Source organism: Nonomuraea sp. NPDC050691 (assembly GCF_040654455.1).
Taxonomy (GTDB): Bacteria; Actinomycetota; Actinomycetes; order Streptosporangiales; family Streptosporangiaceae; genus Nonomuraea.
Map to the genome: position 1 here is coordinate 20102 of NZ_JBFAIA010000056.1, position 24841 is coordinate 44942.

24 protein-coding genes and 3 pseudogenes are annotated in these 24841 nt (G+C 73.6%); 13 read left to right on the plus strand and 14 right to left on the minus strand.

Features of this window, described 5'->3' with window-relative positions; all coding sequences use genetic code 11:
* Nucleotides 1-54 precede the first annotated feature (54 nt).
* Genes AB0H81_RS21235 through AB0H81_RS21245 form a run of 3 tightly spaced genes read right to left on the minus strand, consistent with a single transcriptional unit; the run spans nt 55 to nt 2627 of the window.
* Complete coding sequence (locus AB0H81_RS21235) at nt 55-1761, minus strand: IlvD/Edd family dehydratase (protein WP_358377014.1); 1707 nt, start codon at nt 1759-1761, stop codon at nt 55-57.
* Between the two features lie 10 nt (nt 1762-1771).
* A complete protein-coding gene (locus AB0H81_RS21240; RefSeq protein ID WP_358377017.1) occupies nt 1772-2188 on the minus strand; it encodes an ATP-binding protein in 417 nt (138 codons plus the stop codon).
* A gap of 46 nt (nt 2189-2234) precedes the next feature.
* On the minus strand, nt 2235-2627 hold the full coding sequence (locus AB0H81_RS21245) for an ATP-binding protein (protein WP_358377020.1): 393 nt from the start codon (nt 2625-2627) through the stop codon (nt 2235-2237).
* Between the two features lie 130 nt (nt 2628-2757).
* Here AB0H81_RS21245 and AB0H81_RS21250 point away from each other — a divergent pair, with 130 nt between their 5' ends.
* The 5 genes from AB0H81_RS21250 (at nt 2758) to AB0H81_RS21270 (ending at nt 9666) form a co-directional block, all read left to right on the plus strand.
* The gene (locus tag AB0H81_RS21250; protein ID WP_358377023.1) at nt 2758-5064 is read left to right on the plus strand and encodes a phosphoketolase family protein; all 2307 of its coding nucleotides are present in this window, start codon (nt 2758-2760) and stop codon (nt 5062-5064) included.
* The gene (locus AB0H81_RS21255) at nt 5040-6215 is read left to right on the plus strand and encodes an acetate kinase (protein ID WP_358377026.1); all 1176 of its coding nucleotides are present in this window, start codon (nt 5040-5042) and stop codon (nt 6213-6215) included. Before AB0H81_RS21250 ends, AB0H81_RS21255 begins: the two co-directional genes overlap by 25 nt.
* Before the next feature lie 87 nt (nt 6216-6302).
* The gene (locus AB0H81_RS21260) at nt 6303-6785 is read left to right on the plus strand and encodes a cation:proton antiporter regulatory subunit (RefSeq protein ID WP_358377029.1); all 483 of its coding nucleotides are present in this window, start codon (nt 6303-6305) and stop codon (nt 6783-6785) included.
* Nucleotides 6786-6793: 8 nt separating this feature from the next.
* The gene (locus AB0H81_RS21265) at nt 6794-7969 is read left to right on the plus strand and encodes a cation:proton antiporter (RefSeq protein ID WP_358377031.1); all 1176 of its coding nucleotides are present in this window, start codon (nt 6794-6796) and stop codon (nt 7967-7969) included.
* A gap of 284 nt (nt 7970-8253) precedes the next feature.
* Nucleotides 8254-9666 carry an NAD(P)/FAD-dependent oxidoreductase gene (locus tag AB0H81_RS21270; RefSeq protein WP_358377033.1) on the plus strand — a complete coding sequence of 471 codons (1413 nt, stop codon included), beginning with the start codon at nt 8254-8256 and terminating at the stop codon, nt 9664-9666.
* A gap of 111 nt (nt 9667-9777) precedes the next feature.
* Here AB0H81_RS21270 and AB0H81_RS21275 read toward each other — a convergent pair whose 3' ends face one another.
* Together AB0H81_RS21275 and AB0H81_RS21280 are read right to left on the minus strand one after the other, a co-directional pair.
* Nucleotides 9778-9915 carry a hypothetical protein gene (locus tag AB0H81_RS21275; RefSeq protein WP_358377036.1) on the minus strand — a complete coding sequence of 46 codons (138 nt, stop codon included), beginning with the start codon at nt 9913-9915 and terminating at the stop codon, nt 9778-9780.
* A gap of 249 nt (nt 9916-10164) precedes the next feature.
* Nucleotides 10165-10857, minus strand: coding sequence for a DedA family protein (locus AB0H81_RS21280; RefSeq protein ID WP_358377039.1), 693 nt, complete (start codon nt 10855-10857; stop codon nt 10165-10167).
* 119 nt (nt 10858-10976) lie between these two features.
* On the opposite strand from AB0H81_RS21280, the gene AB0H81_RS21285 reads away from it, so the two are divergent.
* Nucleotides 10977-11279, plus strand: coding sequence for a hypothetical protein (locus tag AB0H81_RS21285; RefSeq protein ID WP_358377042.1), 303 nt, complete (start codon nt 10977-10979; stop codon nt 11277-11279).
* Here the strand turns inward: AB0H81_RS21285 and AB0H81_RS21290 are convergent.
* The 3 genes and pseudogenes from AB0H81_RS21290 to AB0H81_RS21300 all read right to left on the minus strand — a co-directional run.
* Nucleotides 11202-11663, minus strand: a complete 462-nt coding sequence (locus AB0H81_RS21290; RefSeq protein ID WP_358377045.1) for a hypothetical protein — start codon at nt 11661-11663, stop codon at nt 11202-11204. The genes AB0H81_RS21285 and AB0H81_RS21290 overlap by 78 nt on opposite strands.
* Nucleotides 11664-11896: 233 nt before the next feature.
* Nucleotides 11897-12070 (minus strand): annotated as a pseudogene (locus AB0H81_RS21295) (MerR family DNA-binding transcriptional regulator); the annotation flags it as partial.
* Between the two features lie 436 nt (nt 12071-12506).
* A pseudogene (locus AB0H81_RS21300) lies at nt 12507-12660 on the minus strand (IS481 family transposase); the annotation flags it as partial.
* Nucleotides 12661-12908: 248 nt separating this feature from the next.
* On the opposite strand from AB0H81_RS21300, the gene AB0H81_RS21305 reads away from it, so the two are divergent.
* Entirely contained in the window at nt 12909-13277 is a 369-nt protein-coding gene (locus tag AB0H81_RS21305) for a hypothetical protein (protein WP_358377048.1), read from the plus strand.
* A 487-nt stretch (nt 13278-13764) separates the two neighbouring features.
* A pseudogene (locus AB0H81_RS21310) lies at nt 13765-13860 on the plus strand (IS5/IS1182 family transposase); the annotation flags it as partial.
* A gap of 38 nt (nt 13861-13898) precedes the next feature.
* Here AB0H81_RS21310 and AB0H81_RS21315 read toward each other — a convergent pair.
* Nucleotides 13899-14399, minus strand: coding sequence for a DUF5946 family protein (locus AB0H81_RS21315; protein WP_358377051.1), 501 nt, complete (start codon nt 14397-14399; stop codon nt 13899-13901).
* Between the two features lie 358 nt (nt 14400-14757).
* Here AB0H81_RS21315 and AB0H81_RS21320 point away from each other — a divergent pair, with 358 nt between their 5' ends.
* Nucleotides 14758-15201: a CBS domain-containing protein gene (locus AB0H81_RS21320; protein ID WP_358377054.1), complete on the plus strand. Its 444-nt coding sequence runs from the start codon at nt 14758-14760 to the stop codon at nt 15199-15201.
* Nucleotides 15198-16490, plus strand: coding sequence for an ArsB/NhaD family transporter (locus AB0H81_RS21325; RefSeq protein ID WP_358377057.1), 1293 nt, complete (start codon nt 15198-15200; stop codon nt 16488-16490). The genes AB0H81_RS21320 and AB0H81_RS21325 overlap by 4 nt, the downstream gene beginning before the upstream one ends.
* Before the next feature lie 3 nt (nt 16491-16493).
* Here AB0H81_RS21325 and AB0H81_RS21330 read toward each other — a convergent pair whose 3' ends face one another.
* Nucleotides 16494-16973 carry a DUF6653 family protein gene (locus AB0H81_RS21330; RefSeq protein ID WP_358377060.1) on the minus strand — a complete coding sequence of 160 codons (480 nt, stop codon included), beginning with the start codon at nt 16971-16973 and terminating at the stop codon, nt 16494-16496.
* Nucleotides 16970-17566 carry a TetR/AcrR family transcriptional regulator gene (locus tag AB0H81_RS21335; protein ID WP_358377063.1) on the minus strand — a complete coding sequence of 199 codons (597 nt, stop codon included), beginning with the start codon at nt 17564-17566 and terminating at the stop codon, nt 16970-16972. The genes AB0H81_RS21330 and AB0H81_RS21335 overlap by 4 nt, the downstream gene beginning before the upstream one ends.
* A 150-nt stretch (nt 17567-17716) precedes the next feature.
* Here AB0H81_RS21335 and AB0H81_RS21340 point away from each other — a divergent pair, with 150 nt between their 5' ends.
* Nucleotides 17717-18007 (plus strand): Fe-S cluster assembly protein HesB, encoded by a 291-nt coding sequence (locus tag AB0H81_RS21340; RefSeq protein WP_358377066.1) that lies wholly within the window; start codon nt 17717-17719, stop codon nt 18005-18007.
* Nucleotides 18008-18095: 88 nt separating this feature from the next.
* On the opposite strand, the gene AB0H81_RS21345 is transcribed toward AB0H81_RS21340, so the two are convergent.
* Nucleotides 18096-19088 (minus strand): acetylxylan esterase, encoded by a 993-nt coding sequence (locus AB0H81_RS21345; protein ID WP_358377069.1) that lies wholly within the window; start codon nt 19086-19088, stop codon nt 18096-18098.
* Between the two features lie 112 nt (nt 19089-19200).
* Between AB0H81_RS21345 and AB0H81_RS21350 the strand changes: the two genes are divergently transcribed.
* On the plus strand, nt 19201-19476 hold the full coding sequence (locus AB0H81_RS21350) for a hypothetical protein (RefSeq protein WP_358377072.1): 276 nt from the start codon (nt 19201-19203) through the stop codon (nt 19474-19476).
* Between the two features lie 78 nt (nt 19477-19554).
* Here the strand turns inward: AB0H81_RS21350 and AB0H81_RS21355 are convergent, their stop codons facing one another.
* Nucleotides 19555-19968: an organic hydroperoxide resistance protein gene (locus AB0H81_RS21355; RefSeq protein ID WP_358377074.1), complete on the minus strand. Its 414-nt coding sequence runs from the start codon at nt 19966-19968 to the stop codon at nt 19555-19557.
* An 80-nt stretch (nt 19969-20048) separates the two neighbouring features.
* Here AB0H81_RS21355 and AB0H81_RS21360 point away from each other — a divergent pair, with 80 nt between their 5' ends.
* On the plus strand, nt 20049-20489 hold the full coding sequence (locus AB0H81_RS21360; protein ID WP_358377077.1) for a MarR family transcriptional regulator: 441 nt from the start codon (nt 20049-20051) through the stop codon (nt 20487-20489).
* 64 nt (nt 20490-20553) lie between these two features.
* Here the strand turns inward: AB0H81_RS21360 and AB0H81_RS21365 are convergent, their stop codons facing one another.
* Entirely contained in the window at nt 20554-24747 is a 4194-nt protein-coding gene (locus tag AB0H81_RS21365; RefSeq protein WP_358377080.1) for a hypothetical protein, read from the minus strand.
* Nucleotides 24748-24841: the final 94 nt, after the last annotated feature.

Consider the following 24841-nt stretch of genomic DNA (forward strand, 5'->3'; position numbering starts at 1 on the left):
ACTCTTTGCTGCGGGGAGGGGGCGCCGGGGAGGGGGACGCGGCAGGGGGACCGGTCAGTGGGAGTCGCGGCCCACCGCGTCGCCGCTGGACCCGGTGAGGAAGTCGAGGTCGGCGCCCCGGTCGGCCTGCGTGACGTGGTCGACGTAGAGGCGTTCCCAGCCGCGTACGGGCCGCGCGTGCCCCGTCATGACCGGGTCGCGGGCGGCCAGCTCGGCGTCGGGCAGGTCGACGTCGAGCCGCCGGGCGGCCACGTCGAGCACGATCGGGTCGCCGGTGCGGACCCGGGCCAGCGGCCCGCCGGCGGCGGCCTCGGGGGAGGTGTGCAGGACGACGGTGCCGTAGGCGGTGCCGCTCATGCGGGCGTCGCTGACGCGCACCATGTCGCGCACGCCCTTGGCGAGCAGCTTGGCGGGCAGCGGCAGGTTGCCGACCTCGGGCATGCCGGGGTAGCCCTTGGGGCCGCAGCCGCGCAGCACGAGGACCGAGGTCTCGTCCACGTCGAGGTCGGGCGCGTCGAGCCGGGCGTGCAGGTCCTCGACGCTGTCGAAGACGACGGCCCGGCCGCGGTGGCGCAGCAGCTCGGGCGAGGCTGCGGCGGGCTTGATCACGGCGCCGCCGGGGGCGAGGTTGCCGCGCAGGACCGCGATGCCCGCGTCGGGCAGCAGCGGCGCGGCGCGGCGCCGGATGACGCTGTCGTCCCAGATCTCGGCGTCGGCGAGGTAGGCGGTGAGCGGCCGGCCGGTGACGGTGACCGGGTGCGGGTCGAGCAGGTCCTCGACCTCCCGCAGCAGGGCCAGCAGCCCGCCCGCGCGGTACAGGTCGTCCATGAGGTGGCGCCCGGCCGGCTGGAGGTCGGCGAGCAGCGGGACGCCGGCGCCGGTGCGGTCGAAGTCGTCGAGGTCGAGCGGCACGCCGAGGCGGCCGGCGATGGCCAGCAGGTGGATGACGGCGTTGGTGGAGCCGCCGATCGCGGCCAGGGTGACGATCGCGTTGAGGAACGAGCCGCGGGTCATCACCTGGCTGGGGCGGCGCTCCCGCCGTACGAGCTCGACGGCCAGCTCGCCGGCGGCGTGGGAGTGTTCGAGCAGCCTGCTGTCGGGGGCGGGGGTGCCGGCGGTGCCGGGGATGGTCATGCCGAGCGCCTCGGCCATGCAGGCCATCGTGGAGGCGGTGCCCATGGTGTTGCAGTGGCCGCGGCTGCGGATCATCGACGACTCGGAGCGCAGGAACGCCTCGCGCGACAGGGTGCCGGCGCGCACCTCCTCGCTGAGCCGCCACACGTCGGTGCCGCAGCCGAGCGGCACGCCCCTGAAGTGGCCGGTCAGCATGGGGCCGCCGGGCACGACGAGGGCGGGCAGGTCGACGGAGGCGGCGGCCATCAGCAGCGAGGGGATCGTCTTGTCGCACCCGCCGAGCAGCACCACGCCGTCGATGGGGTTGGCGCGCAGCATCTCCTCGGTGGCCATGGCGGCGAGGTTGCGCCACAGCATCGCGGTGGGCCGGACGTTGGTCTCGCCGAGGGAGACGACGGGCAGGTTGAGCGGGACGCCGCCCGCGGCCCACACGCCCTGCTCGACGCTCTCGGCCACCTCGTCGAGGTGGGCGTTGCAGGGGGTGAGGTCGGAGGCGGTGTTGGCGATCGCGATGTGCGGCCGCTCGCCGCCGAACGCGGACTCGGGCAGGCCGCGGCGCATCCAGGCCCGGTGGATGTAGGAGTTCCTGTCATCACCCGAGTACCAGCGCGCGCTTCGGAGCCGCATGCGCCGCAGCCTACCGTGTGGTCTTCATCACCATGTGCACGGTCGTGCCGGCGGGACCGGTGGAGAAGGCGGCGCCGTCGGTGAGGCGGCGGATCAGCCAGATGCCGCGCCCGCCCACCTGGGAGGGGGCGGGCAGGTCGGCGTCCTCCAGGTAGGACGCCGGGATGCCGGGGCCGAAGTCGCGGATCTCGCACAGCAGCCGGTCGCCGTCGTGCCACAGGCGCAGCCGGCCGCGCCCGCCCGCGTGGGCGACGACGTTGACCAGGCACTCGTTGACCGCCATGACGAAGTCGAGGAGCCGGGTGGACTCGAGCCCGTTGGCCTCCGCCAGCCGCTGCGCCTCGGCGCGCGTGCCGGACAGGGTGTCCTTCTCGAAGAAGGTGTCGAGCAGCGGAGGAGAGTCCGCCTCGCCGCGATCGGAGTTCACGGGTCGCCTGCCTGGGGTGAGGTGGCCTGCGTGGGTGGACGCGTCGTCAGGTCGCGTCGTCGCGCTTGCGGCCGGGCAGCGACATCGCGATGCGCACGGCGGTGCCGTCCGGGCCGGTCGTGATGGCGACCTTATCGGCCAGGCGCCGGATGAGCCAAATGCCCCAGCCGCCCGCCGAGGTCATGGGCGGCGGGTCTTCCCTGTCGAGCGTGCGCTCGGCGATCCCGCTCCCGTGGTCCCGGATCTCGCACGCCACGCTGTCGCCGTCTCTCCACAGTCGTAGCACCCCCTTTCCGTCGCCGTAGGCGATCGCGTTGACGACCGCCTCGTTGGCGGCGAGCACGAGATCGACGGCCCGTTCGTCCGCCAGCCCGTGGGCCAGCGCGAACCGCTCGACCGCACCGCGTGCCCCCGCTACGTCCGCCTCGGTGAATGTCATGGCGAACGCCTGTGTTCTCGATGACCGGATGTCCATGACGCCTCACTCAGCCGGTTGTCTGGTCTCCTGCCACAGGAGGGCGGTTCTAATCAACGCGTGTGAGCCGTCCCCCATAAGGAACCAACATGGAATGGACGATATCGACGCATACTGGCGGGCGGCGAACTATCTGTCGGTCGGCCAGATCTATCTGCTCGACAATCCGCTCCTGACGGAGCCGCTCCGGCCCGAGCACGTCAAACCGAGGCTGCTCGGCCACTGGGGCACCACACCGGGGCTGAACTTCTGCTTCGCCCACCTCAACCGGGTCATCCGGCAGCGCGGCCAGGACATGATCTACATCGCGGGGCCCGGTCACGGCGGCCCGGCGGCGGTGGCGCACGCCTGGCTGGAGGGCTCCTACACCGAGCGATACCCGGACATCGCCCAGGACGCGCAGGGCATGCGGCGGCTGTTTCGCCAGTTCTCCTTCCCGGGCGGCATCCCGAGCCACGTGGCGCCGGAGACGCCCGGCTCCATCCACGAGGGCGGCGAGCTCGGCTACAGCCTGGCGCACGCCTACGGCGCGGCCTTCGACAACCCGGACCTGGTGGTCGCGTGCGTCATCGGCGACGGCGAGGCGGAGACCGGCCCCCTGGCGGCGAGCTGGCATTCCAACAAGCTGCTCGACCGGCGCCATGACGGCGCGGTCCTGCCCATCCTGCACCTGAACGGCTACAAGATCGCCAACCCGACGGTCCTGGCCCGGATCCCCGAGGCGGACCTGCTCCAGCTCATGCGCGGCTACGGCTACCTGCCGCACGTGGTGGGCCCGGACCACCAGGAGATGGCCGGGACGCTGGATGAGGTGTTCGACGAGATCGCCGCGTACAAGGCGGGGGACTCCGACCGGCTGCCCATGATCGTGCTGCGTACCCCGAAGGGGTGGACCGGGCCGAAGGAGGTGGACGGGCTGCCGGTGGAGGGCACGTGGCGCGCCCACCAGGTGCCGCTGTCCGGCGTCCGGGACAATCCCGAGCACCTGGCGATGCTCGAGGCGTGGATGCGCTCCTACCGGCCCGAGGAGCTGTTCGCGCCGGACGGCAGCCCCGTGCGCTCGATCATGGAGACCGTGCCCGACGGCCCGCGCCGGATGAGCGCGAACCCGCACGCCAACGGGGGCGAGCTGCTGGCGCCGCTGCGGCTGCCGGACTTCCGCGAGCACGCGGTGGAGATCAAGTCGCCGGCCGCCACGACCAGCGAGCCGACCCGCGTGTTCGGCGGGCTGCTGCGCGACGTGATCGCGGCCAACCCGCGCACGTTCCGGCTGATGGGGCCGGACGAGACCGCCTCCAACCGGCTGTCGGAGGTCTTCGAGGTCACCGACCGCGCCTGGAACGCCGAGCTGAAGCCCACGGACGAGAACCTGGCGCCCGGCGGGCGGGTCATGGAGGTCCTGTCGGAGCACCTGTGCCAGGGCTGGCTGGAGGGCTACCTGCTGACCGGCCGGCACGGGCTGTTCACCTGCTACGAGGCGTTCATCCACATCATCGACGCCATGTTCAACCAGCACGCCAAGTGGCTGGAATCGTCGAGGAAGATCCCGTGGCGGCGGCCGGTGGCCTCGCTGACGTACCTGCTGTCGTCGCACGTGTGGCGCCAGGACCACAACGGCTTCAGCCACCAGGACCCGGGCTTCCTGGACGTGGTGGTCAACAAGAAGCCGTCCGTCGTGCGGGTCTACCTGCCGCCGGACGCCAACACGCTGCTGTCGGTGGGCGACCACTGCCTGCGCTCGCGCGACTACGTCAACGTCATCGTCGCGGGCAAGCAGCCGGTGCTCGACCTGTTCACCATGGACGAGGCGATCGCGCACTGCACCCGCGGGCTCGGCATCCTGCCGTGGGCGAGCACCGACGAGGGCGGCGCCGAGCCGGACGTCGTGCTGGCCTGCGCGGGCGACGTGCCCACGCTGGAGACGCTGGCCGCCGCGGCGCTGCTGCGCGAGCACCTGCCGCGGCTGCGGGTGCGGGTGATCAACGTGGTCGACCTCATGCGGCTGCAGCCGCGCTCGGAGCATCCACACGGAATGACGGACGCCGAGTTCGACGCGCTGTTCACCGCCGACAAGCCGGTGATCTTCAACTTCCACGGCTATCCGCAGCTCATCCACCGGCTCACCTACCGCCGCAACGGCCACGCGAACCTGCACGTGCGCGGCTACAAGGAGGAGGGCACCACCACCACACCCTTCGACATGGCGATGCTCAACGACATCGACCGCTACCACCTCGTCATGGACGTCGTCGACCGGGTGCCGGGCCTCGGCGCCACGCAGGCGCACCTGCGCCAGCGCATGTCGGACGCCAGGCTGCGGGCCCGCGCGCACACCCGCGAGCACGGCGAGGACGCTCCCGAGATCAGCGGGTGGACATGGCCGCACGAATTCTCGTCCTGAACACCGGCTCCTCCTCCATCAAGTACGAGCTGATCGACGTCGAGTCCCGCGAGCGCGCGGCCCGGGGCCTGGTCGAGCGGATCGGCGAGGAGGAGGGGCGGCTGACCCACCACGCGGACGCCGGCCGGGGCCGCCCGTACGAGTCCGAGCGGGCGTTCCCCGGGCACGCGGAGGCCCTGGCGGCCGTCCTGGAGGCGTTCGGCAAGGCCGGCCCGGAGCTCGACCCGGTCGCGGTCGGGCACCGGGTCGTGCACGGCGGGACCCGCTTCCGGGAGGCGGTGCTGGTCGACGACGAGGTGATGGCCGCCATCGAGGAGCTGGCGCCGCTCGCCCCGCTGCACAACCCGGTGAACCTGGCCGGCGTGCGGGTGGCGCGCGACGCCTTCCCGGGCGTGCCGCAGGTGGCCGTGTTCGACACGGCCTTCCACCGGACACTGCCGCCGGAGGCGTACACGTACGCGGTGCCCGGGGAGTGGGGGGTGCGGCGGTTCGGCTTCCACGGGACGTCGTGCGCGTACGTGTCGCGGCGGGCGGCCGCGCTGCTGGGCCGGTCACCGGAGGAGACGAACCTGATCGTGCTGCACCTCGGCAACGGCGCGAGCGCCACCGCGATCGAGGGCGGGCGCAGCGTCGACACCTCCATGGGGCTGACGCCGCTGGAGGGCCTGGTCATGGGCACCCGCTCCGGCGACGTGGACCCCGCGCTCCTGGGCTACCTCAAGCGGGCGCGCGGGCTGGACGTCGAGGAGGCCGAGGAGGCGCTGAGCCGCGAGGGCGGCCTGCTCGCCCTGGCCGGGTCCGGCGACATGCGGGAGGTGCGGCGGCGCGCCGCCGGCGGCGGCGGGCGGGCCCGCCTGGCCCTGGAGATCTACACGCGGCGGATCCGCAAGTACGTCGGCGCCTACTGCGCGGTGCTCGGCCGGGTGGACGCGGTCGTGTTCACCGGCGGCGTCGGCGAGCACGACGCCGCCACGCGGGCCGGGGCGCTGGCCGGGATGGACCGCTTCGGCCTGGCCCTGGACGAGGAGCGCAACGCCGCGGACGCCTCCGGGGAGCGGTTCGTGTCGGCGGACGGGTCCGCGACGGCGGTGCTCGTCGTCCCGACGGACGAGGAGTGGGAGATCGCCCGCCAGGCGCTCGCTCTCCTGTGACCCCGGCTTGATTCGCACATCTAGCACGGAAGCCGCCAAATGGTACGGTCTCCGTGTCATCAGCGGACCGGACGAGCGGGGAGACGGGTGGAGGTCGAGCAGACGGCGCTGCCGGGCATCGGACTGCGGCACGAGTTCACGACACAGGGCGGCAGGCGAGTGGCGGTGATCTCCCACCGCAGCGGCCGCCGCGACCTGGTGATCTACGACAAGGGTGACCCGGACCGGGCCTGCGAGACGGTCAAGCTGAACGACGAGGAGGCCGAGGCGCTGGTCGAGCTGCTCGGCGCGCCCCGCATCGTGCAGCGGCTCAACCAGCTCCACCAGCAGGTCGAGGGCCTGGTCAGCGTCCAGCTCCCCGTGCCGTCCACGTCCCCGTACACCGGGCGGCCCATGGGCGACGCCCGCGTGCGCACCCGCACCGGCGCCTCCGTCGTCGCCGTGGTGCGCGGGCCGCAGGTCGTCACCAGCCCCGGCCCCGACTTCGTCCTCGCCGCCAACGACATCGTCGTGGTCGTGGGCGGCGCGGACAGCACCGCCGAGGTGGCCGACATCCTGGCTCACGGGTAGGGCAGCGGGTGCACGATACCGCCATCCTCCTGCTCGAGATCGGTGCGGTCCTGCTGGGTCTCGGCGTGCTCGGCGCCCTCGCCCTGCGGGCCGGCATCTCCCCCATCCCCCTCTACCTGATCGCCGGGCTGGCCTTCGGCACCGGCGGCGTCCTCCCCCTCGCCACCAGCGAGGACTTCATCTCCGCCGGAGCGGAGCTGGGCGTCGTCCTGCTGCTGCTCACGCTCGGGCTGGAGTACAACGCCGACGAACTCGTCACCAGCCTGCGGAGCAACGCCCGGGCCGGGCTCGTGGATCTGGTGCTCAACGCCGCGCCGGGCGCGATCTGCGCGCTGCTGCTCGGCTGGGGTCCGGTCGCGGCGGTCGCCATGGCCGGCGTCACGTACGCCACCTCCTCCGGCATCACCGCCAAGGTCCTGTCGGACCTGGGCTGGATCGGAAACCGCGAGACGCCGACGGTCCTGTCGCTGCTGGTGTTCGAGGACCTGACGATGGCCCTCTACCTGCCGGTGCTGACGGCCCTGCTGGCCGGGCTGAGCCTGCTGAGCGGGGCGCTCACCGTCGCGATCGCGCTGGCCACGGTCAGCGTGGTGCTCCTGGTGGCGCTGCGCTTCGGCCGTTTCATCGAGGCGTTCGTCTCCAGCCCCAACTCCGAGGTGTTACTGCTCAAGGTCGTCGGGCTGGCGCTGCTCGTGGCCGGGCTGGCCCAGCAGCTCCAGGTGTCGGCGGCCGTCGGTGCGTTCCTCGTGGGCATCGCCCTGTCCGGGCAGCTCGCCCACGACGCGCGGGCGCTGCTGGAGCCGCTGCGCGACCTGTTCGCCGCCGTGTTCTTCGTCTTCTTCGGCCTCCAGACCGACCCGGCCAAGATCCTCCCGGTGGCGGGCCTGGCGGCGCTGCTGGCCGTGGTCAGCATGGCCACCAAGCTGCTGACGGGCATGTACGCGGCCCGCCGGGCGGGCATCGCCCGCGCCGGTCAGGCCCGGGCCGGCATCGCGCTCATCCCCCGGGGCGAGTTCAACATCGTCATCGCGGGTCTGGCGGTGGCGGCCGGCGTCCACCCGGACCTCGGGCCGCTGGCCGCCGCGTACGTGCTGATCCTGGCGGCCTTCGGGCCGCTCGCGGCCAAGCTCGTGCAGCCCCTGATCACGTCGCTCACCCGGCGCGCCGCCGGCGAGACCACCTGACCGGGCCTTTCACCGGCTCGGCTTCTCGCCGGGGGCGGATCTCGTCGGGGGCGGATCTCGTCGGGGCGCGTTTCGTCGGCCCCTCCCCCGCGGGCGCCACCACGCCCCCTCCGAACGGGGCGCCGTGCCCCTCCCCGCGCGTTGCCGTCCCTCCATCGCGCGGACAGGCCGGGGGGGCGGACGGGATCTGCCGCCCGGGGCGCGCGACGCCCCGCCGTGCCCCGGCGGTGCTCGGTTCTGAGAGGCTGGTGGAGTCGGTATGAGGTGAGTCTCGGGAGGCGGACGTGGGCGACGAGTTCGACGTGATCGTGATCGGCGGGGGGCCCGCCGGGGAGAACGTGGCGGCGCGGGCCGTGCGCGGCGGGCTCACGGCCGCCGTCGTGGAGGAGCGTCTGCTCGGCGGCGAGTGCTCCTACTGGGCGTGCATCCCGAGCAAGGCCCTGCTGCGCCCCGTGGAGCTGGCCGCCGAGGCGGCACGCGTGCCCGGCCTGACGATCGGCCCCATCGAGGCGGGCAAGGTGCTGGCCCGGCGCGACGAGGCGGTGGCGCACTACAACGACTCCGGGCAGGTGGAGTGGCTGAACGGGGTGCCGGCCACGTTCCTGCGCGGCACCGGGAGGCTCGACGGGCCGCGCCGCGTGCGGGTCACCGCCCCCGACGGCTCCGAGCGGACTGTGACCGCGCGCCACGCGGTGGTGCTGGCCGCCGGCAGCACCGCGGCCGTCCCGCCGGTGCCCGGGCTGCGCGAGGCCGGTCCCTGGACCAGCCACGAGGTGACCGCGGCCACGTCCGTGCCCGAGCGGCTGGCCGTCATCGGCGGCGGCGTGGTGGCCTGCGAGATGGCCCAGGCCATGCACGGCCTCGGCGCCCGGCAGACCACGATGCTGGTGCGCGGCGACCGGCTGCTGCCCCGGATGGAGCCGTTCGCCGGCGAGCTGCTGGCCGCCTCGTTCGCCGACGCGGGGATCGACGTGCGCTTCGGCACCGGCGCCGTCGCGGTCGAGCGGCCGGAGCCCGGCGGCAAGGTCACGATCCGGCTGCCCGACGGGCCGCCCCTGGAGGCCGACGAGCTGCTCGTCGCGACCGGCCGCAAGCCGGCCACCTCCCGGATCGGCCTCGACACCGTGGGCCTCGAACCGGGCCGGTACGTCGAGGTCGACGACAGCATGCGCGCCACCGGCGTCGAGGGCGGCTGGCTGTACGCGGTCGGCGACGCCAACGGCCGCAACCTGCTCACCCACATGGGCAAGTACCAGGCGCGGGTCTGCGGCGACGTCATCGCCGCCCGCGCCAAGGGCGAGCCCGACGACCTGCCGGCGCTGCGCGACACGGCCGACGGCCGCGGCGCGCCGCAGGTGGTCTTCACCGATCCGCAGATCTGCTCGGTCGGCCACACCGAGGCCGCCGCGCGGGAGGCAGGCTTCCGGATCCGGACCGTGGAGTACGACCTGGGCTCGGTGTCGGGCGCCTACCTGCTCGGCGACGGCTACCGGGGGCGGGCCAAGGCCGTGGTGGACGAGGACCGCCGGGTGCTGCTCGGGGTGACGTTCGCCGGGCCGGGAGTGGCCGAGCTGCTGCACGCGGCGACCATCGCGGTCACGGGCGAGGTGCCGCTGGAGCGGCTGTGGCATGCCGTGCCGTCGTTCCCGACGGTCAGCGAGATCTGGCTGCGCCTGCTGGAGACGTACGGGCTCTGACGGCCGGCCTCTGACGGCGTGGCGGGGCGGATCGCGCCCTGGCAGGTGCGACCCGCCCCGTGAGATCGCCCGGCGCGACCGCTTCACCAGCCGGCCGGGCCCTTGTCCTCGTCAGTACCCGGTCGAGGTCGGCGACGGCACGACGACGGTGGTGTTTCCGCTTGTCTGAGCGGAGGTCGCGGACACGGCGCCCGAGACGGCGACGGCGCCGGCCACCACGGCGGCGGCGACGAGCAGGTGCTTCAGCATCGTGGATCACTCCGTGGGTGTCGGTGGTCCGGATGGTCCGGACCGGACGGAGCGTCGACGGGGTTCCCGGGAATCGCCCATGCGGCGCGGAACACCTCTCAACGTAGCCAGAGTCCCCCGGCAGGGTCGCCCGCGCGGCGGCAAAGCCTCGCCCATGGCGGCCGTCCCCTCGTTCGGACCAACCTCCCCGGCGGGTCAGGCTTCCTCAGCGGCTCGCGGCGATCCACGAACCCGGGACGATCCGTTGACTCAGGAGGGCTTGCCGGACGACGGCCTGTTCCTGTCGCCGTCCCGCTCCCCGCGCCTCTCGCGGATGCGGCGGCCCGCCCACACCAGGATCGCCGCCACGGCGAGGCCGAGCAGGACGTTGGTGCCGGCCCCGACGTACTCCTGCACCCGCGACCAGTTGTCGCCCAGCAGATAGCCCGCCATCACGAGCAGGGTGTTCCAGACCAGGCTGCCGAGCGCGGTCAGCGCGGAGAACGTGGCCAGCGGCATGCGCTCCAGCCCGGCCGGCACGGAGATGAGGCTGCGGAAGACCGGCACCATCCGCCCGAACAGCACCGTCCTGCGGCCGTGCCGGGCGAACCAGTCCTCGGCCTTCTCGACGTCCGACGGCTTGACCAGCGGCACCTTGGCGGCCAGGGCGTGGACGCGCTCACGCCCGAGCAGCGCGCCCAGCCCGTACAGGGCCAGCGCCCCCGCCACCGCGCCGAGCGTCGTCCAGACCAGCACCTCCCACAGCGCCATCCGGCCCTTGCCCGCCGAGAAGCCGGCCAGCGGCAGGATGACCTCGCTCGGCAGCGGCGGGAAGACGTGCTCCAGCGCCACGACGAGCCCGGCGCCCGGGGCGCCGAGCGCGTCCATGAGACCCATGGCCCAGCCGGCGATCCCGCCGGGCTCGGAGGACGCCCCGGGGGACGCCACGGTCGCGGAGGTCATCGATCCGGCTCCTCGTCTGTCGTCGGCGGTGTCCGGAAGATCCTCTAGCCGATGCGGACAGGTGTATGCGTGACCGGGCGGCCAGGCATGGACGCACCCACGGCGGGAACATGATCGTCGTGAGCCCCCCGCCCATCGACGCCGCCATGCTGGAGAGCCGGGTTCGCCGGCGGCTCTCGGAAGCGGGTTTCGCCGTGGAACGCCACGACGCGGACGGCGACGGCGGCCTGCGGGTGTGGCACGAGCCGGGCCGCGGCGTGGTCGTCTCGTGGGAGCCGGACGCCGCGCCCGGCGAGGAGCACGCGGCCCGTTACCGCCTGATCCGGGGCGCGGTGCGGCTCGCGTTACGGACGATCCTCGTCGAGGCCGGCTACCACGTGCGCGAGGACGACGGCCGGATGATCGTCACGGCCCGCGACTGACGCGCTCACGCCGTCCGAGACGGACCAAGAGCAGTCGTGGAGGCGGATGTCGGGCGCGACCTGACCGGCGCCCGACAGGGCGCGCAGGAGCAGCGACCGCTGGGGATGGGTGGTCGCCTCCTCGGCGGTGAGGCGGCCCTGGTCGACCATGGACTGGACGATGGTGTGATCGGTGGTGATCTGGAAGAACTCGGCGCCGCGCAGAAGGTAGGCACGGGAGTCCCCGATGTGGACGAGAGCGAGCTGGGAGCCGGTCCACAGCATCGCGGTGAGGGTGGTGCCGGACGTCTCAGAACCAGCGGCATCGTGGACGGCCCGGTTGGCCTGCTCGACGGCGTCCTCGAGCATGTTGAGGAGATCTCCGGCGGCGAGGGCCTCGCCCATGTCGAGGGGTTCAGGGCGGCGTAGCGGATGGTCATGCTGGTGCCGGGCATTCTGGTGTCCCTTCGTGACAGGTGGTCGATGAGGAACGTGGCCAGGTCACGTCGCGAGGCGGTGTCGGCCTCGACCTCGGCCCAGAAGGCGCGGACCCGCTGGGCAGCCGCCTCGGGCTCCAGCTCGCACACCTCCCGGATGCGCGCCAGTGGCATGCCGAGGCGGCGCAGCCACGCCACCAGGCGCGCGCGTTCGAGCTGCGCCGGGTCATAGAGCCGGTAGCCGGTCAAGGGATCGACGCGCGCGGGCGTCAGCAGCCCCAGCTCGTCATAGAGCCGCAGGGCCTTGGGTGACAGGCGGGACGCCCGCGCGAACGTCCCGATGGTCAGCAACTCCATGCTCGCGCTCCTCATCATCTCGTCAGGAACGATCCTGCGGCTTGCCCTTTGGGCAAGGTCAAATCGCGAGGGTGGCGTAGTCGGCGAGGGAGGGGCGGCAGCAACGTCGGCGGGCGGCCTCCCGGCATCCGCCGCCAGTCGACGCCGGCCCGCCTGGGCGAGGCGGGCCGGCCCTCACCGGACGCCATCGCCGAGATCAAGCCTGCTCGCCCCTCGGGCCAGCTGTAGTGACCCGCAGCGTTGTCGACTCGGGTGATCAGGGGGGCCGGCCCCCGAGTGCGGGCGGCCAGGGCTTGGCGCCAGATGGTGCTGCGGCGGCAGGCCAGGGCGTTGTCGGTCAGCGCGCGTTCGATGGTGGGGATGCCCACGGTGGTGAAGCAGGCGGCTGCGCGGCGTAGGAAGGCGGCGCAGGTGGTGGCCTTCTCATCAGGGTGGATCTCGCTGTGGGCGACGCGGGGATACGGCCGAGCTTCTTGACGTCCACGTCCACGTCCACGTGCACGAGCTCGCCGGGCCGGTCGCGTTCGTAGCGGCGGATCATGTGGGCCGGTAGGCCGGTCCAACCATGCCAGGCGGTGCAGGCGATGTCTGGTGAGGATCCGATGCACGGGTGGACGGCGCCAGCCCGAGGATGGCCTGCACCACACCGGCGGCCTCTCCTTTGATCAAGACCCCGCTGCGCTCTTGTCATTCTCGTTCGCCAGGGGCTCTTGGTCGAGGCCGTTGTAAGGCTGCCGTGCGGCCTGCCAGGCACCGATGCATCCGTTCTCCTTGCCCGTTGGCCGGCCACGAGGCTGCGACTGCAGGATGAGGAAAGGCCGGTGCCAACCACTGGAAGTGCGGCAGGCTTAGGGAGATGACGAGCAACAAGGTGCTGGATGACGCGGTACTCGCCGTGCAGGGCGACATGGATGTGACCGGTGTCGCCGGACGCCTCGGCTTCGACAGTCCGGAGTGGGACGAGCACGGCTACCTGCGCGTCGAGTACAAGGGGCGATACTCCAGCCACGGACTGCGTGCTGACGCAGAGCATGAACCGGTGGCCACCCTCGTGCTGATCGCCGGCCTGGCCCAAGCGGTGATCGCCGAGCAGGATGGGAAGGCCTGGCCGACCTGCCCGGCACACTCCTTCGGGTTGCATCCGGCACACGTAGGCGGGGCAGCGCTCTGGGCCTGCAAAGGCGGTGGTGGGCACGCGGTGGCGGCGATCGGAGAGCTGGAGTGACGGGCTCAGCGCTCCCGCGGTTACGGCTTCCTCGCCGAACGGGAGGCTACGCTAGCAACATGCGCTGATAGCCCGCTTGGCTGGACAGGCATGTTGAATGTGGGGCTCCGATGTCATGTGAATACACGCCTCCCAAGTAGGTGCAACTGATCGCGGAACTAGCGAAGCGCATCGAGTCCGGCGAATACGCACCAGGCTCCCCTGCCGAGTGAACACAGCTCATGGCCGAGTTCGGCATGGCGCGGCCGACTGTCGTCAAGACCCTCGGTGTCCTTCGCGATCGTGATCGGATCATCACCCACCAGGGCAAGGGCCGGTTCGTGCGCGGCCGTCCTGCCATCCCGACAGGGCAGCAAGCGCGGACGGGGTGGGAACTGCTCGACCGCAAAGAGGTTCAGGTCTCCAGTCGGCTGCTCACAGCGGGAGAGGTGGAGGCGCCGAACAGTGCGACGCCACAGGCAAGGCGTATCAGGGAGCCAAAGGTGCGGTGCGCACCCCGTACAAGGGCAAGAACAAGCCCGAGTCCCAGAAGCGGGCCAACCGCTCCCACGCCCGCCTGCGGGGACCCGGCGAACGCGCGAACGAGACCGAGCGGGAACGCGGCCGAGCGCGGGGGCCTGGTCAGGTCAGGGCGCGGGCGTTCCAGGCGCGGATCGTGGCGTGGTGGGGTTCCCAGGCCCGCCACAGGTCGCGGCCCCACGCCCGGACGAGGCGCCCGTGCTCGGCCGGGTCCCGGGCGGTGAGCACGTCGGCGGCGGTCATCAGGCCGTGCAGCCGTGGAGGTTCCAGCCAGTGGAAGTAGTCGGGGCGGCCGGTCATCATCCGCTTGTGCAACGCCGGGCCCTGGCGGGGGTCGGCGCCGTCCTCGACGAACAGGCACAGCGTCATCAGGCACAAGGCCATGCGCTGGACCTCGCGCCGGCCGTCACCTCCGGGGTGCTGCGCCACGTACGCGTCCACGACGAGCTGGTGGACGGGCCGGTAGCCGGCGATGCCGTACGAGCGCGCCAGCAGCTCTCCGTAACGCCCCCAGCACTCCGCCGACGCCCCGTACCCGTCAGGCCGCGCCCCTCCGCCGGCCGGAGCCGCCAGCCCGCACCCGGGACAGATCACCTCGGTCACCGGCGTCCTCCCCCCCTGCGCCTGTCACCGCGGTCTCCCCAGGTCCGTCGGGATCGCCATCTCTCCACGCCGAGCTCTCCTCCCGTCCATGCGGCACCCGCCACGCCACTCATCTCAGCGCTGTGACGCACCGCCCCGCTCCTCCCCCGGCGCGGACCCGGCGGCGTCGCGGGCGGCGCGACATTAGGGGCTCCCGTGACGTGAGGGTCAAACCGGTCCCCACCGCCGCCCCCGGCCCCGCCCAGGACGGGCGCCCGAAACTCACTTCTTGGATCACCGCCGAGGACCGGGTAGGTTGATCCCCGGTGTGCCGGGAAGGCTGGTCGGCGGTCCTGTCGTCGTGCCCCGGAGAGCCGCCATGCGTGCCCGTGACCTCGTCGCCGACTTCCCGACCGTGGGCCTCGGCACCCCGGTGGCAGACGCCGCCCGGCTGCTGGCGGAGCACGACCTGCCGGGCCTGATCGTGGTGGACGAGCTCGGCCTGCCGGCCGGCATCCTGCCGGGCACCCAGGTGCTGCGCCTGGCCGTGCCGGGCTACTGCATCGACGACCCGGCGCTGGCGCGGGTGGTGGACGAGGCGCACGCCGACGGGTTCATGCGCTCGATCGCCGGCCGTACGGTGCGCGAGGCGATGCCGCCCCGGCCGCGCGAGCTGCCCGTGGCCGACCCGGACGCGACGGTGCTGGAGCTGGCCGCGCTCATGGCGCGCACGCACAGCCCGCTCGTGGCCGTCGTCGACGCGGACGGGCTGCGGGGCGCCGTGACCCTCCAGGCGCTGGTGGACCGGCTGGTCGAGCAGTGACCCTCACCGCGTGGCTGGCGGTCGCCGCCTTCCTCGGCGCGTACGCGCTGATCGCGACGGAGAAGGTGCACCGCGTGGCCGCGGCGCTGGGCGGGGCGGCGATCATGCTGCTGATCCACGCCACCGCCGCCGGGCCGGCGTTCTTCTCCGAGCGCACCGGCATCGACTGGAACGTCGTCTTCCTGCTCCTCGGCATGATGATCATCGTGGGGGTGCTGAAGCGGACCGGGGTGTTCGAGTACCTCGCCATCTGGGCCGCCAAGCGCGCCCGGGGGCGGCCGTACCGGCTCATGGTGCTGCTCGTGGTGATCACCGCGTCGGCGTCGGCGCTGCTCGACAACGTGACGACGGTGCTGCTCGTCGCGCCCGTGACGTTCCTGGTGTGCGAGCGGCTGGCGCTGCCGGTGGCGCCGTACCTCATCGCCGAGGCCTTGGCCTCCAACATCGGCGGCACCGCCACGCTCATCGGCGACCCGCCGAACATCATCATCGCCAGCCGGGCCGGTCTGACCTTCAACGACTTCCTCGTCCACCTGACGCCGCTGGTCGTGGTGCTGGTGGTGGTGTTCGCGCTGCTGTGCCGGGTGCTGTTCCGCGGCGCGTTCCGGTACGACCCCGACCGGGCCGCCGAGATCATGGCGCTGAACGAGCGGGAGGCCATCGCCGACCGGCGGCTGCTGTGGCAGAGCCTGACCGTGCTCGCGCTGGTGATGGCGGCGTTCGTGCTGCACCCGGTGCTGCACTACGAGCCCTCGGTCGTGGCGCTGCTCGGCGCCGGGGCGCTGGTCGCCCTCACGGAGATCACCACGGAGGAGGCCATCGCCGAGGTCGAGTGGCCGACGCTGGTGTTCTTCGCCGGGCTGTTCGTCATGGTCGGCGCGCTGGTGCACACCGGCGTCATCGGCGAGGTGGCGCGGGCGGCGGCCGGCGCGGCCGAGGGGCGGCCGGAGGCCACCGTCATGGCGATGCTGTGGGGCTCGGCTGGGCTGTCGGCCATCGTGGACAACATCCCGTACGTCGCCACCATGAGCCCCATCGTCGAGCAGCTCGTCCAGGCCGCCGGAGGCGGCGACCATGCGCAGGCGCTGTGGTGGGCGCTCGCGCTCGGCGCCGACCTCGGCGGCAACGCCACCGCCGTCGGCGCGGCCGCCAACGTCGTGGTGATCGGCATCGCCGCCCGCAACGGGACCCCGATCAGCTTCTGGCGGTTCACCAGGTACGGCCTGGTCGTGATGGTCGCCACGGTCGCGCTGGCGACGCCGTACCTGTGGCTGCGCTACCTGCTCTGACGGTCAGCCGGCGGCGCGGTGCCGCTCGTACAGCTGTCCGAGGCGGTCGATGCGCCAGAGCTGGCCGAGCACCATCAGCGTGGCGCCGAAGACCGTCGGCCAGCCCTCCAGCGCGACCAGTCCCCAGACCAGCAGGGCGAACCCGGTGGCCCCGACGGCGATCAGCAGCCGCTGCACCCTCCGGTGGTCGCCGTCGACCAGCGACCTGTCGTACAGCCACAGTTTCTCGCCGTAGATGCCCTTGGCGGCCCAGCTCTCGGGCCGCTCGACGGCCGGGAAGACGTGCGGGTTGGCCGCCAGCCACACGACGACCAGCGCCACCCCGGCCAGGCACCACCAGCCGACCCACGCCCGGCTCCAGACGGCCAGGATCATGAGCGGGATGGCCGCGAACCTGGTCCAGACGCTCCACGGGTTGGCGTGGCGCTTCCAGGCCTCGTCGGTCATGCCGGCGGCCCTGGCGTATCTCTTCAGCACGCTCATGCGGTGAGTCCCCTCGCCAGCGCGTCGATGGTGGCGTCCAGCACCTGCTGGTAGTCGGCGCCGAACCGGTCGCGGTTCAGGACGACGAGCCCCGCCGTGCGGACGACGCCCACGAGGATCTCGGGCGCCACGCCGGGCACGATCACCCCGTCGGCCTGGCCCTTGGCGAAGTAGCGGATCAGCGGCTGCACCAGGTGCGGGGTGACCTGGGCGATCTCCGCGGGCCCCACCCGGCGGGCGACCGCCTCCAGCTCGTCGGGGTGGGTAAGCAGCCGCCGGTAGAAGGGGTCTCCGGTCAGCACCTCGGTCGCCGCCCGGATGAGCGCTGCCACCGCCTCGGTGCTCGGCGGCCTGCTCAGCGCCCCGGCCAGCCGCCCGCCGATGAGCGGGGCCCTGCGGATCATCACGTCCTTGTACAGGGCCTCCTTCGAGTCGTAGAACGCGTAGAAGCTGCCCTTGGCGATGCCGGAGGGCGCGACGAGCTCCTCCAGCGACGTCTTCTTCAGCCCCTGGGTCGCGAAGAGCTCCTCCGCGGTGTCGAGGAGGGAGGCGGTGATGCGCTCCCTGTCCTCGGCGGTGAACGCCACGGCCATGCTGACCACCTATGACCAGATCGGATATTGAGTCATACCTTAGCGCCGACTCATCCCCACATCCTGAAAAATCATGGGAAAGGAGGGTTGGGCACAGAACAAGCGGGCATGGCACGACATTCCTGCACGTCAACCACAAGGAGGGGCCTAGTGCTCACCCTGACAGAAAACGCTGCCCAGGCCATCCGCGACCTCACGGCCTCCGCGCCGGAGCCCTCGCAGAGCGGCGTCCGCATCGCGTCGCAGGGGCAGGACACGGGCACGCTCACCCTTTCGCTGGCCAGCCAGCCCGAGCCGACCGACGCGGTCGTCGAGGAGCAGGGGGCGCGCGTCTACCTCGACCCGGTCGCGGCGACCGTGCTCGACGACAAGTCGCTGGACGCGGGGGCCGACGAGAAGGGCGCCGTGTCGTTCCTGGTGACCGATCAGACCACCACCTGACCTCTCGCGGGTCCGGCCATGCCCGGACCCCGCCCCGGCCGGCCCGGTACGTTCCCGTACCGGGCCGTCGGCGTTCGAGGAGGGTGACTCAGGAGCCGGCCAGCAGCTTGTGGACGTACCGGAGCTGCTCCTCGCGCTGGTAGCCCTGGCCGCCCTCATGCCCGTTCCACGGCCAGACCGTGATCTCCTTGGGGCCCTGCCAGTGGTTGTAGGCGGCGAAGACCGTGGACGGCGGGCAGACGTCGTCCATCAGCGCCACCGAGTACAGGACGGGGACCTGACCGCGGGCTGCGAAGTGGAGGCCGTCGAAGTAGGCCAGGGTGCGGAAGACCTGCTCCTCGTCGCCGCGGCGGCTGGCGAGGAAACGCACGATCTCCTGGTACGGGTCACGGTCGGTGATCTCGACGGCCCGGCGGAAGTGCGTCAGGAACGGCACGTCGATGAGCGCCCCCGCGAGCGACGGGCACATGGCGGCCGCGGCCTGGGCGATGCCGCCGCCCTGGCTGCCGCCCGAGACGATGATCCGGTTCTCGTCCACGGCCGGGTGCGTGGCGGCCACCTCGACGGCGCGCACGGCGTCGGTGAAGACCCGCCGGTAGTAGTACTCCTCCGGGTCGAGGATGCCCTTGGTCATCATGCCGGGGGCGTGCGGGTGCGTGGCGCCGTGGGGGTCGCCGGTGGAGCCCGGGTGCCCGACGCTGGCGCCGCCGTGGCCGCGGGTCTCCATGACGAACACCGCGTACCCGGCGGCCGGCCACATGAGGTGGTCGTGCGGGAAGCCGCGCCCGCCGGTGTAGCCGATGTAGTGCATCACGCAGGGAATCGGGCCCTCGGCGTCGCGCGGGGCGATGAACCAGCCGCTGATCCGGTGGCCGCCCCAGCCGGCGAACGACACGTCGTACACGTCCACGGAGGCGAACGGCAGGTCGTAGCGCGTGAACTCGGGGGCGAGGTCGAAGCCCTGGGCCTCCTCCAGCGTGCGCGTCCAGAACTCCGCGAAGTCGGCGGGCTCGTCACGCTCGGGGCGGTACGTGCGGAGCTGCTCAAGCGGCAGGTCGAACAGGGCCACGAAGATCTCCAACCTGTGGAACCTGGGGACAAGGTCGATGTCATTTCACCGCACATGGGCTGGTAAGCGCTATCCCATGGGCGGTGAAAGCGTCCCCGGGCGCTTCCCGGGTAGGTGCGGCCGAATGAACGATCACCTGGTGAAGATCGCGCACCCCCGCCTCCACCCCGGCCTGGCCATGGAGGCACCGGCGGACCCGAGTGACTTCCTGCTGCTGTTCACGGACGACACCGAGGCGCGGGCGCAGCTCGTACGCGACGACACGGGACGGCCGGCGCTCCGGGTGGGGGCCCGGATGCGGCCGGACGGGTCGGTGGTCGACGAGGAGATCTGGACGGTGCGCGAGCTGGTGCGGCGGCCGGGCCTGACCGTCATCCGGCTGGGCGACGCCCTGGTCTGATCCGGCGCCCCGCCCCGAGGCCGCCCGCGCCCCCGACCCGCTCCCGCCGGGGGCCCGAAAGGCCGCCCGCTCGCCGGGTCACTCGACGACGAGCTCGACCGGGATGTTGCCGCGGGTGGCGTTGGAGTACGGGCACACCTGGTGGGCGGCCTCCACCAGGGCGCGCCCCTGCTCCCCCTGCAGGTGGTCGGGCAGCTCGACCCGGAGCACGACCGACAGCGCGAAGCCGCCGTCGCCGTTCGGGCCGATGCCGACCTCGGCGGTGACGGACGCCTCCGACACGTCGGCCTTGGCGCGCCTGGCCACGAGGCCGAGGGCGCTGGCGAAGCAGGCGGCGTACCCCGCGGCGAAGAGTTGCTCGGGGTTGGTGCCGGCGCCGGTGCCGCCCAACTCCTTCGGCGGGGCGAGGGTCACGTCGAGCCTGCCGTCGGAGGTGACGGCACGGCCCTCGCGGCCGCTGGCGGTGGCGATGGCTGTGTACAGGACGCTCATGGCTGCGCTCCCTATAGATTGATTACAACTCGATTGTGCACAATTGAATTGGCGACCGTCAAATCGGATAGCATGGGATCATGGACACTCTCCGCCTCGACGACCAGGCGTGCTTCGCCGTGCACGCCGCCTCGCGCGCGCTCGACGCGGTCTACCGGCGTGAGCTGGCGGCGCTCGGGCTGACCTACCCGCAGTACCTCGTGATGCTCGTGCTCTGGGAGCGGGGGCAGGTGTCGGTCAAGGACCTCGGGGTCGCGCTGCGGCTCGACTCCGGCACGCTGTCGCCGCTCCTCAAGCGCCTGGAGGCGGCCGGGCTCGTGCGCCGCGAGCGCGACCCGGGCGACGAGCGGTCGGTGCTGGTACGGCTCACGCCCGAGGGCACGCTGCTGCGGGCGCGGGCCGAGCCGCTGCCCCGGCGCATCATGGAGGCGTCGGGGATGGGGCCGGACGAGCTGGCCGACCTGCACCGGACGCTGAGCCGCCTGACCCGCTCCCTCACCGAGTCCGCCGCCCGCGCCTGATCGGCGCGCGACCGGGGCCGGTCGGCGGCTGTCCGGCCGGGGGCGGCGAGTGCCCGGGGTCGGGTCAGCGGCTGTCCGGCCTGGCGGAGGGGGCGGCGCAGCGGCCGGCCTTGACGCCGGCCACCTTCCAGCCGGCGTCCGGGAACGGCGACATGAAGTGCGTCAGCAGGTCCACCGCGTAGTCCGGCACCTGGCCGCCCGGGTCGAGCAGCGACACCATCTGCGGCCCGTCCGCGCCGCGCAGCGTGATGGTGTTCCCGTCCCGCCCCTCGGCGAACCCCGGCCGGGCGTCCACGGTCAGGCAGGCCAGCCGTACCCCGGCGGCGCTGATCGACTGCCGGGCGCCGATGCGCCGCATCCGCTGGTCGTAGCGGCGCAGCGCCAGGGAGGTCGTCCGGCCCAGCCGCACCGAGTCGCGGAAGACGTCCGCGCCGAGCTTGCGGCTCAGGCGCACGTCCAGCCGCACGTCGGGCCGCAGGTCCACGCCCTTGGCGGCGAGGTCCAGCCGGCCGTACGCGCCCTCGAAGCCCGGCGCGAGATAGCCGGCCGCGGCCGGCGCCTTCAGCCCGAACGGGACCCGGCCCGGCCGCACCCGCAGCCACGACACGCGGCGCGCCGCGATGGAGACGTCCTGGACAACGCTGCGCTCCAGCCCGAACTCGCCGCTGACCTGGTAGGACAGGAAGCCGGTCGTGTACGGGACGTCCTTGGCGACGGCGAGGCGCTGGCGGGCGACCGGGTCGATGGTGAGCCCGGCGCGCACCGCGAGCCGTCCGGTCGGCACGGGCCTCGACACGAGGTCGGCGCCCTGGCCGCCGGGGCCGGGACGGATGGTGGTGCCGGCGGCCAGGTCGGTGACGGAGAGCACCACGCCGCCGAGCCGCCCGCTCGGGTCGACGAGCCCGCCCTCCACGGCCAGCCGCCCGTCGAGGGCGTTCAGCCCCTTGCCCGCGGCGTCTCCCGTCTTGCCACCCGCGCCCCGGCCTGTTCCGGCTCCGGGCGCGGGGAGGGCCTTGTAGGTGAGGGCGGGGACGCGGAGGGGACCGCCGGACGCGTCGGTGTCCAGCCCGAAGACGGCCGGCACGTCACTGAGATCGAGCTCGCCGCTGCCCGCCCCCGGCACGGTGACCGCCGCGCTGAGCCGCTTGACCGGCGCGGAGTCGGTGACGCGCACGCGGGTGCGCGCCCCGTACGTGCCCTGGACGTCCAGCGCCGCGGGCACCGGCTCGACCGCCAGCCGCCCGCGGACGCCGCCCGCCTCGGCGTGAACGGTGAGCGACCCGAGCGTCGCGGCCGGCCGCACCCGGTACGCGGCCCGTACGACCCCGTGCCCACCCACCTCGAACGGCCCGACCGCCATGCTCGTGACGGTGCGCGGCAGGCCGGTGAGCGTGGCCCGCGCCTGCACGGGGACGGGCGCGAGGACCGTGCTGGCGAGGTAGACGTCGAGGCCGCCGCCCCGCGGCCGGAACCCGTCGAACGTGAGCGCCCTCCTGGCCGGGTCCACGGTGACGCGGTCCGGCAGCCCGTTCAGGTCCACGTACGCCTGGACTCCGAAGCAGCCGCGCCCGGCGACGCAGAACGCCCCCTCCTGGCAACCGGGCGTGCCGGGTTCGCAGCGGCCGTCGACCAGCGAGACGCCGCCGGTGACGGCCGGGGCGGCGGCCATGGCGCGCAGAGCGCCCGCCTTGCCCGCCCACGCCCGCGCCCGCAGGTCCAGCCCCCCGCCCGTGCCGGCGCCACCGGCGCCCTCGCGGGAGCCCGCCGGGCCGCCGGTGTAGGTGATCACGCCGTTCGCGGACGTGACGGACAGCCGTCCCGGGAGGGGGCCGACGTGCCCCAGCAGCCCGAACCGCAGGTCACCCCGCGTGACGTCGGCGTCGAGCGCCAGCCGCTGCCGCGCCGCCCCGAACCCGGCCGTGAACCCGGCCTCCTCCGGGGTGAAGTCCACGTCCCTCAGCCCCGTGACCCGCACGCTCGCGTCGAGGTCGCCGGTGGCCTGGTCGTAGTGGGCCGCCAGGTGCGGCCCGGTGGGCACGCGGACGCCGTCGTGGTTGGTGACGGCCAGCTCCGCCGACTTCACCGGCCCGGACACGCCGCGGAAGCGGTACGCCCCGGCGTCCCAGGAGGCGTCGAAGCGGGCCGGTACGCCGGTGACGCGGGCGGAGGCCCTGACGTAGCGGCCGTCCACCCGGGCGCGGGCCAGCGCGGCGACGGAGCCGACGGACCGGTCGGACGTCCAGGCGAGGGTACGGCCGGCGGTGTCGGCCACCAGCCGCACGCGCCGCCCCGCACCCGCGATCTCCGCCCGCACGTCGTCCCCGTCGCCGGCCTCGGCCGAGCCCCCGAGGGGGCCCCGGGTGGCGTACAGCCGGATTCGGGGCAGCCGGGACGTGCCCGTGACCTCGACCTCGGACCGCTCCCCCAACGTCCAGGACGCCGCCACCTCGCCGCGCGTCCCCGACACGGTGGCGTCGACGGTCGGGCCCTGCTTCAGGTCGGTGTAGGCGACCCGGGCCTCGCGGATCACGCCCGCCCCCCGGTAGACGGCCTTGCGGGCGGCCGGCGCGAGGGTCACGTCCACGTCGCCGGGGGTGTTGGACAGCTCCAACCGGGCCAGCCGCGCGCCGTCGAGGCTCGCCGCGGCGACGAACGACCCTCCCGGGGCGGCCTTCAGCGTGGCACGCGGGGTGGCCCCGTACGTCACGTCGAGCCCGGACACCTTGGACAGCAGCGCCGATACGCCCAGCGCGGCCCCATCCTTGATCATGGTGACGTGGCCGCCGCGCGGGCTGGACACCGCGCCGCCGCCCCGCTGGAGCACCACCGCGAGCCTGCCGATGGCCGAGCCGGAGGTCTGGGTGACCCGGTGCGCGGCCGGGTCGGTCTCCAGGCGCACCCTGGCCGGCAGTCCGTCGAGCTCGGCCCGCAGCACGGTCCCGGCGGAGGCCCGGTCGAAGTACACCAGCTTCGCCGCTCCCGCCCGCCCCCCGCCGGAGGTCACCTCCAGCGCGTGGCGTCCCTGGCCGGTCTCGTACGCGGCGGTCAGGGCCGGCGGGACGTCGCGCAGCTCGGCGCTCATCGCCCGGGACAGGCGGCCGTCGCTGTAGGTGTAGCCGCGCAGCTCGGCCCGCCCGGCCGGGCTCGACCCGGCGAAACGCACCCGGGCGGCGCCGTCGCGCCGGGTCAGCTCGACCCGGGCGCGGGTGGGCATGCGGTCGAGCACGGCGCGGATGTACCTGCTGCGGTCCACGGCCACCGCGTCCACCCGGGCGACGGCGGACGCGGTGACCTCCAGCGCGGGGGTGGCGAGCGTGGCGTCGACGGTGAGGCTCCCGGTGGCGGGCGTCTGGGTGAGGCTGACCGCGGTACGGCCGGTCAGACCGGCCATGACGGCCGCGGAGGCGCCCGGGTCCGTGCGCTTCACCTCGGCCCGTACCCGCTTGCCGGACAGGTCGACCGTGAACGTCCCGCGGTCGGCGGCCGACAGGGACGCCCCCTTCCGCAGCCCGTCGAACCCGACCGACACGCGCCCGTCGTACTCCGCCCACACGCGCGCCCTGAGCTTCTCCGCGGCCCCGGGCAGCCGCCGCACGGCGAACCCGACTCCCACGGCGCCCTCCTGGGGGCGGACGGCGGGCACCAGGTCGGCGGCCAGGTCGGGAACGCCGTCGCCGGTCACGTCGGCCGCCGCCGGCACCGCCACGGGCCGGACGGCCGAGCAGGACACGGGCACCTCGGCGCTCTCCACGCACAGCCGGTACGTCAGCCCGGGCGCCGCCGCAGCGGCACGACCCCGCGCCGCCTCCGTCCGCACGGACGCCCCGCCGAACGCCCCGCCCTGAGCGGGCCGCTCGGGCGACCTCGCGCCTGCGCCGCCTCCCCCTGCGCCGCCTCCCGCCGTGCCGCCTCGCCCTGCGCCGAGGGCGCCGGTGAGGGTGTCGGCGAGGGAGCGGGACAGGGCGGCCGATGGGTTCTTCAGCGTCAGGGGGCGGGCGTCCCGGGTGTCGGGGAGCACGGCCCGCACGTCAGGGCCTCCCGCGCCGACCTGGCGGGACGCCTCGCGCTCGATCTCGCTCACCAGCCGCGAGCCGGCCGGAACGGTGATCTGCGGAGCGGCCGGCCCGGCGGGCTGCCCTCCGGCCTCGCGGAGGGCGGGCGAGACCTCCATGGGGACGTTCACGGTGGCGGGAGCGGGCCGGCGGACGGACGGCACCGGCCGCACCTCCGTCCCGGCGACGGCGGCCTCGGCCGCCACGGCCGGGGGGGGGGTGCCCGCGGTCGCGGAGGCCCCGGACAGATGCGGACAGCGTGGTGGTGGGGAAGAGTGTTTTTGTGTAGGGGTAGTTATC